This is a genomic window from Delftia sp. 60, assembly GCF_002754395.1.
Classification (GTDB): Bacteria; Pseudomonadota; Gammaproteobacteria; order Burkholderiales; family Burkholderiaceae_C; genus Comamonas; species Comamonas acidovorans.
In genome coordinates this window covers 2871902-2887589 of record NZ_PEFD01000001.1, presented here as the reverse complement: position 1 = coordinate 2887589, position 15688 = coordinate 2871902, and the positions used below count along the sequence as shown (strand labels likewise).

15 protein-coding genes are annotated in these 15688 nt (G+C 69.7%); 8 read left to right on the top strand and 7 right to left on the bottom strand.

Going from position 1 to position 15688, the window contains the following annotated elements; translation table 11 throughout:
• The first annotated feature begins 84 nt into the window (after nt 1-84).
• The gene (gene pdxR / locus CLV01_RS13110) at nt 85-1548 is read left to right on the top strand and encodes a MocR-like pyridoxine biosynthesis transcription factor PdxR (protein WP_099734123.1); all 1464 of its coding nucleotides are present in this window, start codon (nt 85-87) and stop codon (nt 1546-1548) included.
• A 20-nt stretch (nt 1549-1568) separates the two neighbouring features.
• On the opposite strand, the gene cobT is transcribed toward pdxR, so the two are convergent.
• Nucleotides 1569-2822 carry a nicotinate-nucleotide--dimethylbenzimidazole phosphoribosyltransferase gene (gene cobT / locus CLV01_RS13105; protein WP_099734124.1) on the bottom strand — a complete coding sequence of 418 codons (1254 nt, stop codon included), beginning with the start codon at nt 2820-2822 and terminating at the stop codon, nt 1569-1571.
• A 119-nt stretch (nt 2823-2941) separates the two neighbouring features.
• Between cobT and CLV01_RS13100 the strand changes: the two genes are divergently transcribed.
• From CLV01_RS13100 to otnI, 7 genes are all read left to right on the top strand, one after another.
• Nucleotides 2942-3709 (top strand): FadR/GntR family transcriptional regulator, encoded by a 768-nt coding sequence (locus tag CLV01_RS13100; protein WP_013803197.1) that lies wholly within the window; start codon nt 2942-2944, stop codon nt 3707-3709.
• 146 nt (nt 3710-3855) lie between these two features.
• Nucleotides 3856-4494, top strand: a complete 639-nt coding sequence (otnC, locus tag CLV01_RS13095; RefSeq protein WP_099734125.1) for a 3-oxo-tetronate 4-phosphate decarboxylase — start codon at nt 3856-3858, stop codon at nt 4492-4494.
• 114 nt (nt 4495-4608) lie between these two features.
• Nucleotides 4609-5940, top strand: a complete 1332-nt coding sequence (locus CLV01_RS13090) for an MFS transporter (protein ID WP_043819407.1) — start codon at nt 4609-4611, stop codon at nt 5938-5940.
• Nucleotides 5941-5983: 43 nt separating this feature from the next.
• Nucleotides 5984-6964, top strand: coding sequence for a D-erythronate dehydrogenase (gene denD, locus CLV01_RS13085; RefSeq protein ID WP_099734126.1), 981 nt, complete (start codon nt 5984-5986; stop codon nt 6962-6964).
• Entirely contained in the window at nt 6961-7893 is a 933-nt protein-coding gene (gene ltnD / locus CLV01_RS13080) for an L-threonate dehydrogenase (protein ID WP_099734127.1), read from the top strand. The genes denD and ltnD overlap by 4 nt, the downstream gene beginning before the upstream one ends.
• Nucleotides 7890-9173, top strand: coding sequence for a 3-oxo-tetronate kinase (gene otnK / locus CLV01_RS13075; RefSeq protein ID WP_099734128.1), 1284 nt, complete (start codon nt 7890-7892; stop codon nt 9171-9173). Before ltnD ends, otnK begins: the two co-directional genes overlap by 4 nt.
• Before the next feature lie 35 nt (nt 9174-9208).
• On the top strand, nt 9209-10006 hold the full coding sequence (gene otnI, locus CLV01_RS13070; RefSeq protein WP_097202820.1) for a 2-oxo-tetronate isomerase: 798 nt from the start codon (nt 9209-9211) through the stop codon (nt 10004-10006).
• Between the two features lie 85 nt (nt 10007-10091).
• Here otnI and CLV01_RS13065 read toward each other — a convergent pair whose 3' ends face one another.
• From CLV01_RS13065 to bluB, 6 genes are all read right to left on the bottom strand, one after another.
• Nucleotides 10092-10463 (bottom strand): oxidoreductase, encoded by a 372-nt coding sequence (locus tag CLV01_RS13065; protein WP_012204656.1) that lies wholly within the window; start codon nt 10461-10463, stop codon nt 10092-10094.
• Nucleotides 10464-10747: 284 nt separating this feature from the next.
• The gene (locus CLV01_RS13060; protein ID WP_013803206.1) at nt 10748-11179 is read right to left on the bottom strand and encodes a hypothetical protein; all 432 of its coding nucleotides are present in this window, start codon (nt 11177-11179) and stop codon (nt 10748-10750) included.
• Between the two features lie 143 nt (nt 11180-11322).
• A complete protein-coding gene (locus tag CLV01_RS13055) occupies nt 11323-12828 on the bottom strand; it encodes a cobyric acid synthase (protein WP_099734129.1) in 1506 nt (501 codons plus the stop codon).
• Nucleotides 12815-13858, bottom strand: a complete 1044-nt coding sequence (locus CLV01_RS13050) for an aminotransferase class I/II-fold pyridoxal phosphate-dependent enzyme (RefSeq protein WP_099734130.1) — start codon at nt 13856-13858, stop codon at nt 12815-12817. Before CLV01_RS13050 ends, CLV01_RS13055 begins: the two co-directional genes overlap by 14 nt.
• Entirely contained in the window at nt 13855-14949 is a 1095-nt protein-coding gene (gene cbiB / locus CLV01_RS13045) for an adenosylcobinamide-phosphate synthase CbiB (protein ID WP_099734131.1), read from the bottom strand. Before cbiB ends, CLV01_RS13050 begins: the two co-directional genes overlap by 4 nt.
• Nucleotides 14946-15653 carry a 5,6-dimethylbenzimidazole synthase gene (gene bluB, locus CLV01_RS13040; protein ID WP_071954963.1) on the bottom strand — a complete coding sequence of 236 codons (708 nt, stop codon included), beginning with the start codon at nt 15651-15653 and terminating at the stop codon, nt 14946-14948. The genes cbiB and bluB overlap by 4 nt, the downstream gene beginning before the upstream one ends.
• Nucleotides 15654-15688 lie beyond the last annotated feature (35 nt).

Here is a 15688-nt window from a genome sequence, read left to right as displayed (position 1 = left end):
TTTGGCAGGGCCACGATAGCGTTGGCGTGGCATCATTGAAAGCGCCATATCCTCCTTATTTCATGGTGCCACGCCACCCATTGCATGCAAGCCTCCGACCTGCTGACCAGTCCCTTGCAATCCGGCCCTGGAGCGCCGCCCCGCCAGCGCCAGCTGATCCAGCGCCTGAAGCAGGCCATCCTGGCGGGCCGGCTGCCGGCCGGCGACCGCCTGCCGGCCTCGCGCGCCCTGTCGGAGGATCTGGGAGTCTCGCGCAACACCGTGCTCATCGCCTACGAGCAACTGGCGGCCGAAGGCTATGTGGTCGCCAACCGGCAGGGCACGCGCGTGGCGGCTGTATCCACCCATTCCACGGCAGCCGCCGAGGCGGCAGCCGCGCCCCCTTGCGCACCACGCACGGCACGGCGCCTGGACCGCATCGCGCCCACGCGCCATGCCATCGACCGCAGCCTGCCCCTGACGCCGGGCACGCCCGCCCTGGACAGATTCCCCCTGCCCGCCTGGCGCCGTTCGCAGGACCGCGCATTGCGCCTTCCCGCCAACGCCACGCTGGACTATGGCGATCCTGCGGGCGAGCCCGCACTGCGCCAGGCCATTGCGCAGCACCTGCGCATCTCGCGCGGCGTGCGCTGCGATGCCTCGCGCATCATCGTCACCGAAGGCGCCCAGGGTGCGCTGGACCTGTGCGTGCAACTGCTCACCAACCCGGGCGACCATGCCTGGCTGGAGGAGCCCGGCTACCGGGGCGCCAAGTCGGCCTTTGCGGGGGGAGACCTGTGCGTCAGCACACTGCGCGTGGATGCGGATGGCGCAGCCATCGCGCCCGGCCTGTGGGACAGCCATCCTCCACGGCTGATCCAGATCACGCCGTCGCACCAATATCCCACGGGCGCCGTGCTGTCGGTGGCTCGCCGGCTGGACTTGCTGGAGCGCGCGCGCCGCGCGGGGGCCTGGATCATCGAGGACGACTACGACAGCGAATTCCGCCACCAGGGCACGCCCATCGCCGCCATGCAGGGCCAGGTGCCGGATGCACCCGTGCTCTATGTGGGCACCTTCAGCAAGACCATGTTCCCGGCACTGCGCCTGGGCTTTGTGGTGCTGCCGCAGGCCCTGGCCACCAGCGCGGCATCCGCCGTGCAGGAGATGCTGCGCGGCGGCCACCGCCTGGAGCAGCTGGCCATGGCGGACTTCATGGAAAGCGGCCAGTTCTCGCGCCACCTGGGCCGCATGCGGCGCCTGTACCGCGAGCGCCAGGCGGCCCTGCGCGAGGCGGTTGCCACGCAACTGGGCGTGGAGCATGAGGTGCTGGGCGGCCACGGCGGCCTGCACCTGACGGTGCGGCTGCCGCCGGACCTGTCCGACCGTGCCATCGTGGAGCAGGCGCGCCGCGCCGGCATGAACCCGGGCGCCCTCTCGTCCTTCGCCCTGGCACCGCTGCCCCAGGACAACGGCCTGGTGATCGGCTATGGCAACACCGATGCCGCGCGCTTCGGCGCGCTGGTCAGGCGGCTGGGCAAGCTGGCGGCAGCTGCGTTACCGCGCTAGCCGCGCCGCGGCTCCAGCGGCTATGCCTCCTCCGAACGCGTGCTCACCCCTGCCTGCGCAAAGCTGGCCATCTCGCCCAGCATGGCGCAGGCCGACACCAGCAGCGGCCAGGCCAGGGCCGCGCCCGAGCCTTCGCCCAGGCGCAGCTGCCAGTCCAGCAGCGGCTCGGCACCCAGGTGGGCCAGCATGCGCACATGGCCGGGCTCGCCCGAGCGGTGCGAGAAAACGCAGCGCTCCAGCACGGCCGGCTGCAGGCGGCTGGCCACCAGCACGGCGGCCGTGGTGATGAAGCCATCGACCACGATGACGCGCCGCTCGGCGGCGGCCTGCAGCACGGCGCCCACCATGGTGGCGACCTCGAAGCCGCCCATGGCCGCCAGCGCGTCCAGCGGTTGCGTGGCCTGGGCGTGCAGCTGCAGCACCTCCTGCAGCACCCCGATCTTGCGGGCCAGCCCGGCCGCATCCAGGCCGGTGCCCGCACCCGTGACCTCGGCCAGCGGTTCGCCGCACAGCCGCGCCAGCAGCAAGGATGCGCTGGAGGTATTGCCAATGCCCATCTCGCCCAGCAGCAGCGCATTGCCCGGCAGCTGGCGCACCAGGGCCGCGCCGTTGCGCAGGGCCATGGCACATTCGGTGGCCGTCATGGCCGGGCCCTGGCTGCAGTCGCGCGTGCCGTAGCCCAGCTTGCGGCGCCACAGGCGCGGCTGGCCGGGCTGGGGAAGCTTGTCGTCGGGGTCCTGCTCGCGCGCGGGAAAGTCGCGTGCCACGCCGCAGTCCACCACGTTCAGCGCCAGCCCATGCTGGCGCGCCAGCACGCTGACGGCGGCGCCGCCGGCCATGAAGTTCTCGACCATCTGCCAGGTCACATCCACCGGATAGGCCGACACGCCGCGCGCAGCCAGCCCATGGTCGGCCGCAAACACCAGCATCTGCGGCTGCTGCAGCACCGGCCTGTCCTGACCCAGGATGCAGGCAATGCGCAGCGCCAGCTGCTCCAGCCGCCCCAGTGCGCCCAGCGGCTTGGTCTTGTGGTCTATGGCGTGCTGCACGCGCTGGGTGAAGGCGGCATCGGCCAGCGAGGCGATGGCGGGAATAGCGGCTATAGCGGTAGTGGTGGCAATAGCGGAAATGGCGCCATCGTGCGAGTGTTCTGTGGGTGCAGCGGAATGCGAGGTGGGCGTTGACATGGCGAAGCGGCCTTGGCCCGGGGCGGGCGTGGCGGGCGGATTGCAAAGGCGCAAGTATGGCGCGCCGCGCAACTCCGGCAGAACCATCGGTCTCTTTCCTGCCGCCATGGACGGTCTGGGCGTCGATTGCCGCAGCAGGCCGTACAGGCCGCACCGTTCTGAGACAATCGCTGCCACACGTGTCTCCCCAGCCCCCCACCCCCTCCATGACGGTTTCCTTCTCGGCCATCCAGCCCGGTCTCAAGCTTGCGGACCAGGTTGCCCGGCAGCTGGAGGCGCGCATCCGCGCCGGCAATCTGCAGCCGGGGCAGAAGCTGCCGACCGAGGCCGAGCTTGTGCAGCAGCTTGAGGTCAGCCGCACCGTGGTGCGCGAGGCGGTGTCCCAGCTCAAGTCGCGCAACCTGGTGGAATCGCGCCAGGGCAGCGGCGTGTTCGTGAAGGCGGCAGGCATAGAGCCACTGGACTTCGAAGGCCTGCCGGCGGCTGGCAGGAATGCGCTGATCCAGATCACCGAGGTGCGCCGCGCGCTGGAAGCCGAGGTGGCCGAACTCGCGGCACGCCGGCGCAGCGAAGAGGATATGCAGCGCATCCACGATGCGGAGAGCGCCCTGGCCGAGGCCGTGCGGCTGGGCCGTGATGGCGTGGAGGAGGACATGGCGTTTCACCGCGCCATTGCCCAGGCTTCGGGCAACCCGTTCCTGATCAGCACGCTGGACTACCTGTCGCAGTTCCTGCGCGGCGCCATGCGCATCACGCGCGCCAACGAGGCGCGGCGCGAGGACTTCGGCAAGGCCGTGGAACGCGAGCACCACAGCATCGTGCTGGCCATCGAGGCCGGCGACCCCAAGGCCGCGCGCAAGGCCGCCGCCACGCACATGGGCAACGCCATAGACCGCATCCACCGCGCCGACGCCAGCTTCTGGGAGCAGGACGGCGAACGCCTGGCCCGCGACATCCTGGCCGCCAAGCCCTGAACCTCCGAAACCACCCCTTGGCGCATGGCCAAGGGTTTTCACCTTGTTTGGGTTTTTGCACAAAATTTGTATGATGACCTGATGACAGTATCAGTCACATCTCTTTTTGCAGCCGGCACACCTGGCCTTTGCCTGGGCGTTCACCCATGAGCGACGAATCCCGCATCCGCGAGCAGATCTGCGCGACCGGCGCCAGCCTCTACCAGCGCGGCTACACCGTCGGCGCGGCCGGCAACATCAGTGCGCGCCTGCATGACGGCTGGCTGATCACCCCCACCGACGCCTGCCTGGGCCGGCTCGACCCGGCCGAGCTGTCCAAGGTCGATGCCGGCGGGCAGTGGGTCAGCGGAGCCAAGCCCTCCAAGACCCTGGTCCTGCATCGAGGCATCTACGCCAATGACGGCGAGGCGCGCGCCGTCATCCACACGCATTCCACGCATCTGGTGGCGCTGACGCTGTCCGGCGTCTGGCGCGAGGACGAGGTGCTGCCGCCCATCACCCCCTATCAGGTCATGAAGGTGGGCCGCATCCCGCTGATCCGCTACCGCCGCCCCGGCGACCCGCAGGCCGCCGCCGAGGTGGCCGCGCTGGCCGGCCAGGTGCGCGGCGCCTTGTTCGAGCGCCTGGGCCCCGTGGTCTGGGAACGCTCGGTGGAGCAGGCCAGCCATGTGCTGGAAGAGCTGGAGGAAACCGCAAGGCTCTGGCTCATGACCCATCCCCGGCCGCAGCCCCTGGACGCGGCCGCCATCGACGAGCTGCGCACCACCTTCGGGGCGCGCTACTGATTTGCACCGCGGCGCCCACGGCCGCATTCCACCACCCAGCCCATCCACAGCCGCGCAGCCGCCAGGCGGCGCATCAAGCGGCGAATCAAGCGGCGAACCCAAGGGAGACTTGAAATGACGACAACGGATATCGCATCCGGCCAGGCCGGGGCCCACCCTGCCCAGGCCGACTCTCCGGAGACGGCGCGCGCCTACGCCAAGGTGTTCTGGCGCCTCGTGCCGTTCCTGATGCTGTGCTATGTGATCGCCTACCTCGATCGCGTGAACGTGGGCTTTGCCAAGCTGCAGATGTCCCAGGACCTGGGCTTCAGCGAGACCGTGTTCGGCCTGGGCGCAGGCGTGTTCTTCATCGGCTACTTCCTCTTCGAGGTGCCCAGCAACCTGCTCATGCACCGGCTGGGCGCGCGCGTCTGGATCGCCCGCATCATGATCACCTGGGGCATTCTGTCGGCCATGTTCATGTATGTGGAAACGCCCACGGGCTTCTACATCCTGCGCTTTCTGCTGGGCCTGGCCGAGGCGGGCTTCTACCCCGGCGTGATCCTGTACCTGACCTACTGGTACCCGGCCCACCGGCGCGCCAAGATCGTGGCGCTGTTCATGTCGGCCATCCCCGTGGCCGGCATCTTCGGCAACCCGCTGTCGGGCTGGATCATGCAGGCCTTCCACGGCGACCATGGCCTGCACGGCTGGCAGTGGATGTTCCTGATCGAGGCCATCCCCGCCCTGGTGATCGGCGTGGTGACCATCTTCTATCTGGACAACGGCATCTCCAGCGCCAAGTGGCTGACCGCCTCCGAAAAGCAGCTGCTGGCGCGCGAGATCGAGCTGGACCAGCAGCACTCAGGCGCCCAGAAGCACTCGCTCAAGGCCGTGTTCGCCGACCGCCGCGTCTGGTGGATGTGCCTGATCTACTTCGCCTTCGTCGCCGGCCAGTACGGCCTGACCTTCTGGATGCCCACGCTGATCAAGTCCACGGGCGTCACGGGCGCGCTGAACATCGGCCTGCTCAGTGCCATTCCCTTCCTGTGCGCCATCGTCGTCATGAACCTCATGGGGCACAGCGCCGACAAGCGCCGCGAGCGCCGCTGGCACCTGATCGTGCCCGCGCTGATGGGCGCCGTGGGCTTTGCGATGACGGCCTTCTTCGCCGACAACACGGTTCTTTCCCTGATCTTCCTGTCGCTGGCCGCAGCCGGCGTGCTGACCTGCGCGCCGCTGTTCTGGTCGCTGCCCACGGCATTTCTGTCGGGCACGGCGGCGGCGGCGGGCATTGCCATCGTCAACTCGGTCGGCAACCTCGCGGGCTTCGCCAGCCCTTACATGATCGGCTACCTCAAGGACCTGACCCAGTCCACGCAGGCCGGCATGTTCGTGCTGGCGGGAGTGCTCGTGGTAGGCGCCATCGCGGTCTGGCTCACCCCCGCAAAGATGGTCAACCGCTGACCGGCCCTTCTTCCCATCCTTCAAGCTCCAAGCCCCAAGACACATGAAAGTACTGATCACCGGCGGCGCCGGATTCCTGGGCCAGCGCCTGGCCCGCAAGCTGCTCGAACAAGGCTCGCTGACGCTGGCCGGCACCCGCTGGCCCATCCACCAGATCGACCTGCTCGACGTGGTGGCCACCCACGCCATTGACGACACGCGCGTGCGCTCCCTGGTGGGCGACATTGCCGACCCGCAGGTGCTGCGCGGCGCCATAGACCAGGACACGGCCGTGATCTTCCATCTAGCCGCCGTGGTCAGCGGCCAGGCCGAGGCCGACTTCGACCTGGGCATGCGCATCAACCTCGATGCCTCGCGCGCCCTGCTGGAGACCTGCCGCGCCGTGGGCCACATGCCGCGCGTGGTCTTCACCAGCTCGGTGGCCGTCTACGGGGGCGACCTGCCCGACACCGTGCTGGACGGCACAGCCCTGAACCCGCAGTCCTCCTACGGCACGCAAAAAGCCATTGCCGAGTTGCTGCTGGCCGACTACACGCGGCGCGGCTTTGTCGACGGCCGCGTGCTGCGCCTGCCCACGATCAGCGTGCGCCCGGGCCGGCCCAATGCGGCCGCCTCGTCGTTTGCCAGCGGCATCATCCGCGAGCCCGTCAACGGCGAAGCGGCCAACTGCCCCGTGGGTGCCACCACGCGCCTGTGGCTGCTGTCCCCGCGCCGCGCCGTCGAGGCCCTGGTCGCAGGCTGCGAACTCGATGCCAGCGCCGTCGCCGACCGCCGCCCCATCAACCTGCCCGGCGTGTCCGTCAGCGCAGGCGACATGGTGCGCGCGCTGCGCGAAGTGGCTGGCGACGAGGTGGCCAACCGCGTGAGCTGGCAGCCCGACGACAAGGTCGAGCGCATCGTCGGCAGCTGGCCCGGCCGCTGGGATACCGCGCGCGCCAACCAGCTGGGCCTGCGCGGCGACGAGGACTTTGCGGCCATCGTGCGCGCCTACATCGCCGATGACCTGACACCGGCCAAGCCATGAGCAACGACACCTCCACACCACAGCCCGCAGCACGCTGCGTCGGCGTGATCGGCCTGGGCGCCATGGGCGCCGGCATGGCGCAAAGCCTGCGCCGCGCCGGCCACCACGTGCATGTCCACGACATCCGCCCCGAGGCCGCAGCCGCCTTCGCCGCCGAAGGTGGCACGGCCTGCGCCACGCTGGCCGACATGGCCGCCGCTTGCCGCATCGTCGTCAGCGTGGTGGTCAACGCCCAGCAGACCGAGGCCGTGCTGTTCGGCGAAGGCGGCATCGCCCCTGCGCTGCAGCCCGGCTCCGTCTTCGTCATGTGCTCCACCGTGGACCCCAACTGGTCCGTGGCGCTGGAGGCCAGGCTGCAGGCGCAGGGCGTGCACTACATCGACGCGCCCATCTCCGGCGGCGCGGCCAAGGCAGCGTCCGGGCAGATGACCATGATGACGGCAGGCCACCCCGAGGCCTATGCCGCCTGCGAAGGCGTGCTCGATGCCATGGCCGCCAAGGTCTACCGCCTGGGCCACAGCGCGGGCGCGGGCAGCAAGGTGAAGATCATCAACCAGCTGCTGGCCGGCGTGCACATTGCCGCAGCGGCCGAGGCCATGGCCCTGGGCCTGCGCGAAGGCGTCGATGCCGCCGCGCTCTACGAGGTCATCACCCACAGCGCCGGCAACAGCTGGATGTTCGAGAACCGCATGGCCCATGTGCTGGCCGGCGACTACACCCCGCTGTCGGCCGTGGACATCTTCGTCAAGGACCTGGGGCTGGTGCTGGACACCGCGCGCCACAGCAAATTCCCGCTGCCCCTGGCCTCCACGGCCCACCAGATGTTCATGCAGGCATCCACCGCCGGCCATGGCCGCGAGGACGACAGCGCCGTCATCAAGATATTCCCGGGCATCACCCTGCCCCAGGCTCCATCGGAATCCCCATGACCCTTCTTCTGGGCTGCATAGCCGACGACTTCACGGGCGCCACCGATCTGGCGAACAACCTGGTGCGCGCAGGCATGCGCGTGGTGCAAAGCATTGGCGTGCCTGCCGGCCCGGTGGACGAGGGCGTGGACGCCGTCGTGGTCGCGCTCAAATCGCGCACCATCGCGCCGGCCGATGCCATTGCGCAATCGCTGCAGGCCCTCGAATGGCTGCAGGCTCAGGGCGCCAATGGCCGCGCGCCGCAGATCTACTTCAAGTACTGCTCCACCTTCGACAGCACGCCGCAGGGCAACATCGGCCCCGTGACCGATGCACTGATGGACGCGCTGGGCTGTGGCTTCACCATCGCCACGCCGGCCTTCCCCGACAACCAGCGCACCGTCTTCAAGGGCCACCTGTTCGTGGGCGATGTGCTGCTCAGCGACAGCGGCATGCGCAACCATCCGCTCACGCCCATGACCGATGCCAACCTGGTGCGCGTTCTGCAGGCGCAGACACGGCGCAAGGTGGGGCTGATCGACCATGTGGCCGTCGCGCAGGGCGAGGTCGCCATCCGCGCGCGCATCGCCGCACTCCAGGCTGAGGGCGTGGGCATGGCCGTGGTCGATGCCGTCTCCAACGACGACCTGCTGCGCCTGGGCCCGGCGCTGGCCGGCATGCCGCTTGTCACGGCGGGCTCGGGCGTGGCCATCGGCCTGCCCGCGAACTTCGGCATCCAGCCCACGGCCCAGGCCGCTGCCCTGCCAACCGCCACCGGCCTGCAGGCGGTCGTCTCGGGCAGTTGCTCGGTGGCCACCAATGCACAGGTGGCGCACTTCATCGCTTCGGGGCGCCCTGCCCTGGCGCTGGAGCCCCTGCGCATCGCCGCCGGCGAGGACGAAGCCGGCAAGGCCCTGGCCTGGGCCCGCCAGCACATCGCCAGCGGCCCGGTGCTGATCTACTCCACCGCCGAATCCGCGGCCGTCAAGGCCGTGCAGGGCCGCCTGGGCGTGGAGCAGGCCGGCGCACTGGTCGAACAGACCATCGCCGCCATCGCCCGGGGACTGGTCGAGATGGGCGTGCGCCAGCTCGTCGTGGCCGGCGGAGAAACCTCGGGCGCCTGCGTGCAGGCGCTGGGCATCGAGCAGATGCGCATAGGGCCGCAGATCGACCCTGGCGTGCCCTGGTGCCATGCCGCCTCGCCCCTGGCGCCGCAGGGCCTGCACCTCACGCTCAAGTCCGGCAACTTCGGCACCACGGACTTCTTCACCAAGGCCTTCGGCGCGCTGGCAAGCGCCTGATGCCACACTCAGCCTCCGTTTTCAGGAAAGCCTTCATGCCCCGTTTCGCCGCCAACCTGTCCATGCTCTACAACGACCTGGACTTTCTTGACCGCTTCGAGGCCGCCGCGCGCGACGGCTTCCAGGCCGTCGAATACCTGTTTCCCTACGACTTCGCGCCCGAGCAACTGGCCCGCCGCCTGCAGGACCACGGCCTGCAGCAGGTGCTGTTCAACGCCCCGCCCGGCGACTGGAACGCGGGCGAGCGCGGCCTGGCCTGCATCCCCGGGCGCGAGGCGGAATTCGCCCAGGGCATGGAACGCGCCGTGGCCTACGCCCAGGCCCTGGGCTGCCCGCGCATCCACGTCATGGCCGGGCTCAAGCCCGCAGGCGCCAGCGATGACATCCTGCGCGCAACCTACATCGCCAACGTGCGCCATGCCGCACGGCTGGCCGCGCCCCACGGCATCGCCATCCTGCTGGAGCCCATCAACGGCCGCGACATGCCCGGCTTCTTCCTTAGCCGCCAGGACCAGGCCCATGCGCTGCTGGCCGACATTGCCGAGCCCAACGTCCAGGTCCAGATGGACCTCTACCACTGCCAGATCGTCGAAGGCGACCTCGCCATGAAGATCCGCCAGTACCTGCCCACGGGCCGCGTGGGACATGTGCAGATCGCAGGCGTGCCCGAACGCCACGAACCCGACGTGGGCGAGGTCAACTACCCCTACCTGTTCCGCCTGCTGGACCAGCTGGGCTACGACGGCTGGATAGGCTGCGAATACCGCCCCGCGCGCGGCGCGGCGGCGCACGCTACCAGCGAGGGGCTGGGGTGGATGAAGGAGTGGCTGTAGCTGTAGCGTCTGCTGCGGCAGCGCGTCATCCGCCGGGCACGGGAGGATGGGGCGGATAGCTGTCCTGCGTATCCGCCGCCTGCGTTCAGGAATATTCCAGATCGCTATGCTTGCCGACCACCAGCCGGCCGGCCGACAGCGACATCATCAGCAGTGCAATCGCCTCATGCATGATCAGCGTGTGCGTGTTGCCGGTCTCCACCATCTTGCTGCGCAGCGATTCGCGCACCTGCAGGGAGCCGGTCACGTCGATGATGATGTCCACCGCCGCGTCCACCAGTTCCATGAACCGGGTGGTGACCGGCACGCCGCGCGCGCGTGCCAGCGCGATGCCGGGCTGGTTCAAATCCAGGTCGGCCACCCCAAGCAACTGCACGAAGGGCGCGTCCAGCAATTGCTGCAGCAAGGGAGTGCCGGTCTGCCCCGCACCAATGACCACGATCCGGAAGGCTTGCATGGGATGAATCCTTTTTCCATATGGGAAGTACGGCGCCATCATAGAAATGCCTTGCCGGTGCGCGCCGGTCCGGGGCGGGTGAAATGGGTTTGTATGACCCAGGTCAATCCGGTGGACAGAGGCGTGGTGGCGGGCCAGGTCTCTGCGGTCGAGGTTCGATACCGGCTGCCTGCAGCAGGGACCACACCACAGGCTGCTGACGCGGGAGCCTGCATTCGCCCACAAAAAAACCCGCCGGCTTCGTGGCCCGGCGGGTTTTCTCAGGTGAACAACAGCCAGCGCTGTTATTGCCTTACAGGAACCTGCTCCGTGTACTCGCGCAGCACGCCGCCGCCTTCGACGGAGCCGCTGACCTGGCCGTCCTTGACGCGCTCCACGCAGGAGCGGCGGTCGCCTTCGTTCTTGAAGACATCGCAGCGGGCCACGGCATTGCGCTGGAAGTGGTCGCCCGACTGGACGCCGCCTCGGCGCGATTGCTCCTGGACGGCTGCAGCCTCGTGCTGTGCCGGGTCGCGGCGGTCATAGCCGCGCTTGGCGGGCCCCTTGGGCTCGGCATGCTTCTTGTGGTGGTGGTGGGGCTTGGCCTTTTCCGCAGCGGGCGGCGGGGGCGGCATGCCATCGGGGCCAGGGGCGGGCTGGGCAGTGGCCAGTCCGGCCATGCCAAGCACGGCGGCGCCAATACACAGCTGCAGGGGACGAATCCATGGGTTTTTCATAGCTTCACTCCATTCCTCGTGAAAAAAGTCAAGGCCCAAGCATGCGTGTTTTCCAGCTCCCCATTTATCGGTACAGCACGGCTGCGCATGCAGGCCATGGCCTACAGCTTGCCGTGCCCCCTGCAAGCGGCCCCTGACCTGGGTCAAGCCTGGTGCGCAAACCAGCGCTGCACACCGTCGGCCATGCGTGCGAAGACGCTGTCCAGCGTGGGCACCTCGGCGCCCCACAGGGCGCGCAGCACCTCGGCGTTCTCGAACAGGCCGTGCCAGTAGCAGCCCGCGATGCGGCCATCGGGGCTGTGCCACAGCAGGCCGGGCACGGGCTCGGCCACGGCACTGCCAGCGGCCACCATGTCGGGGCGCACGCTGGTCTGGCCGTGGTGGATTTCATAGACCTGCGCCTGCACGCCAGACAGCGGCGCCAGCGCACCCGGCAGCGGCGGCAGTTGCACGCTGGCGGGCAGCACGGTCTTGTCGGGCGCGAACAGAGTCGTCAGCGGCAGAAGCCCCAGGCCGGCGGCGTCGCCGTCCACGCCATGCAGGTCGATCAGCGCCTCGCCCAGCATCTGCAGGCCGCCGCAGATGCCCAGCACCTGCCGGCCTGCCGCAGCATGTGCAGCAACGGCGGCATCCAGGCCCTGGGTCCGCATCCAGGCCAGATCGGCAGCCGTGGCCTTGGAGCCGGGCAGGATGATCCAGTCCGCGCCTGCCAGCTGGGCCGGCGTGCGCGCCCAGACCACGCGCAGGCCCGGCACCTGCAGCAGGGGCTGGAATTCGTCGAGGTTGCTGATGCGCGGGTAGGCAATGATGGCGATGGTGGTGTGCACGGCGCGCCCCGCCCCTCCTCCAGAGCCACGGTCGTCAAAGACGCCATCCTCCTCCGGCAGGCCATGCTGGAACTGCATGGGGATGGTGGCCACGGTGGGCACGCCGGTGCGCTCCTGCAGCATCTGCGGGGCGGGCGCCAGCAGGCTGGCATCTCCCCGGAACTTGTTGAGCACGAAGCCGCGGATCAGCGCCTGTTCTTCCGGCGGCAGCAGGGCCCAGGTGCCGTAGAGGTGGGCAAAGGCGCCGCCCCGGTCTATGTCGGACACCAGCAGGCAATGCGCGCCGCAGTGGCGCGCCACCCGCATGTTGACGACGTCGCTGGCATGCAGGTTGATCTCGACCGGAGAGCCTGCGCCTTCGATGACGACCACATCGTTGTCGGCACGCAGGCTGTCCAGCGCCTCGGCGATCTGCGGCCAGACGCGGGCGCTGCGGCCGCGCCAGGGCAAGGCCGAGAGTTCCTCGCTGACCCGGCCCAGCAGCACGACCTGGCTGCGCATGTCGGCCTCGGGCTTGAGCAGCAGCGGGTTCATGCGCACATCGGGCGCGCAGCCTGCGGCCAGGGCCTGCAGGTACTGTGCCGTGCCGATCTCGCCCCAGGCACCGCCCGGCGCGGAGACCACCCGCGCGTTGTTGCTCATGTTCTGCGCCTTGAAGGGCGCCACCTTGTAGCCCTGGGCACGGTACCAGGCGCACAGCGCGGTGGCCACCCAGCTCTTGCCGGCGCCGCTGCTGGTGCCCAGCACCATCACGCACAGCGCGGGGCGCTGGCCGGTGGTGGGCAGGGGCAGATTCACGGCGGCGGGTTCATTCGATTGCATGGTGTTTCTCCATTGGCTGGCAGGCGGCCAGCAAGGCGTTCTGGGATGCGGGCGCCAGCACGCCCATGCGCACGCAGCCGGGCAGGCCGAAGCTGTCGCAGTCGCGCAGCTTGATGCCCTGCGCGCGCAGCTGGGCCAGACGCGTCTGCATGGCGTCGCCCTGCTGGGCTTGCGGCCAGCGCGCCACAAAGTAGTTGGCCTGCGAGCCGGGCAGTACCTGCCAGCCCAGGCGCTGCACCAGATCGAGCTGCTGTGCCTTCCAATCGCGCAGCAGTTGCAGGCTTTGCGCCAGCCATTGCCGGGTGGCCGGTGCGGTCCAGGTCGTGAGCATGGCCTCGCCATGGGCGCCCACGGGCCAGGATGGTGACAGGGTACGCAAGGCCTCGATCTCGTCGTGCGGCACGGCTTCGGGCGCAATGGCGTAGGCCGCGCGCACGCCGGTCATGCCCAGGGCCTTGTTGGGGGTCCACATCTGCCAGGCATCGCGCACCTGGGAGGGCACGGCGGGTTCCATGCCCGGCTCCAGTCTGAGGGGCGCATAGGCGCAGTCGATCACGCGCCAGGTGCCGGGCGGTGCGGACTCGCTCCACAGGGGCCAGACGTCTTCGGGCTGGCCCAGCGGGCTCGATGGCGCGCAGGCCCAGTGCAGGCCGGGGCCGGCCTCGGTGATGCCGTCGCGCGCGGCCTGGTGCAGGCGCCACACCTGCGCCGCGTGGGCGTAGTCGCCGTAATGGTGGGCCGGCAGGCTGGCGACGGCCGCGCCTTCGCGCGCTGCATGCATGGTGATGCGGTGGATGAAGTCGCTGGCGCTGGCCGCGATGACGATGCGCCCGGCCGTAACGCCATGAAAGTCCGCCAGGCGCGCACGCAACGCCGTGTAGTGCGGGTCCGGGTACTGGGCCGCGTGGGCCTGGGCCAGCATGTCCAGCGCCTGCGGGCAGGGTCCGCAGGCATTGCGGTTGGTGGAGAAATCGTGCGCGGGCACGCCCAGCGCGTCCGTGCCGCCGTGGGTGACTGGGATCGGTTTCATGGTGTCTTTCCTGCCATCGCCCATCCAAGGACCAGGGCGGCGGCCAGCCCTGCAGCCACCAGCATGGCGACCACGCGGCCCGCATGCGCCACGGCCTGCTGCAGCTCGGCCGCCTGCGGCACGCGGCCTGCGGGGTTGAGCACGTAGACGCCGGGCTTGCCCAGGCGCACGCCCAGCAGCCTTGCCATGGCGCCCATGGGCCAACCGCCGTTGGGCGACGGGGTGATGCGCGCGTCCTGGCGCAGTGCACCCCAGCCCGGCCGCCGGCCAGCGGCCAGGCCGGACAAGGCCAGCAGCAAGGCGGTCAGGCGCGCCGGTATCCAGTTGAGCAGGTCATCCGCACGCGCCGTCCATTTGCCGGCCCATTGCCAGTGGCGCCGGTCATCGCCCTGCCCGCGCCAGCCCGGGTAGCCCCACATGGCATCGGCCGTGTTGGCAAAGCGGTAGAGGGCCGCGCCCGGTAGGCCGGCCACGGCAAACCAGAACAGCGGCGCCAGCACGGAGTCGCTGAGGTTCTCGGCCAGGGTTTCGATGGCGCTTTCGCGCACCTGGCCTGCATCCAGCTGCGCCGTGTCGCGACTGACCAGCCAGGTCAGCCGCTCACGGCCTGCGGGCAGGGATTGCTGCAGTGCGGCTTCCACGGCCAGCACCTCGTCGCGCAGCATGCGCCAGGACAAAAGCGGCTTGAGCAGCACGCCCAGCACCAGGGCGGCCAGCCACCAGGGCATGGGCGGCAGCAGCCACTGGATGAACGCGTAGACGGCGAAGAACAGTAGCGCCAGCAGGCACCAGGCGACGGCGCCCAGCGCAAAGCGTGGCCAGTCGCGCACATGTTCTTCGCAGGGGGCAATTCTTCGCCCAACCGCAGCCAGCAGCCGGCCCATGGCGACCACGGGGTGCATCCACACGGGCGGCTCGCCCCAGAGCCGGTCGATCAGCAGGGCCACGGGAACGGCCAGCGCGGCGGCCAGGGCGTGGCGCGCCCAGGGTTCGGCTTGGACCTGGGCCTGCGGCTGCGACAGCGCCTGCCAGCACCACCACAGCGGGCTGAGCGCGGCGCCCAGCAGTTGCCAGGAAGGGCTGTCGCTCATGCCTGCGGTGGTGGGGCGGCGGCGCGCTGGCCCCAGAAGTCGTCGTAGAGCATGTCCTGCAGCGGTGCGCGGCTGGCCCACTTTTGCTGCTGCAGCATGGGCTCGGCATAGTAGGCCGACACGGGGCCCAGGCACAGCACGGCCAGCGGCCGGCTGCCCACGGGCATTTGCAGCAGCGCGGCCAGCACCTCGGGATCGAACAGCGAGACCCAGCCCAGCCCCAGCCCCTCGGCACGCGCGGCCAGCCACAGGTTCTGGATGGCACAGGCGGCCGAAGCCACGTCCATCTCGGGCAGAGTGCGCCGGCCGAAGACATGGGCCTCGCGCCCTGGCGGCATGGCCACGACCAGCACCTCGGCCGCATCCAGCACGCCCTGGACCTTGAGCTGCATGAAGTCTTCCTCGCGCTCGCCCAGCGCACGCGCGGTCTGCAGGCGTTCCTGCTCGATCACGGCGTGGATCTCCTGGCGCAATTGCGCATCGCGCACGCGGATGAAGCGCCAGGGCTGCATGAAGCCGACGCTGGGCGCATGGTGGGCGGCGCGCAGCAGGCGCAGCAGCACCTCGGGCGCGACTTCGCCGCCGCAGAAGTGGCGCATGTCGCGCCGCTCATGGATGGCGCGGTAGACGGCTGCCCGCTCGGCCTCGGCAAAGGGTTGGGCGGGAATGGTCTCTGGCGCCCGGGATTGCGTTTCGCTGCTCATGCCGCCATTGTCCGCCGCAGGCCGGGCCTGCGGGC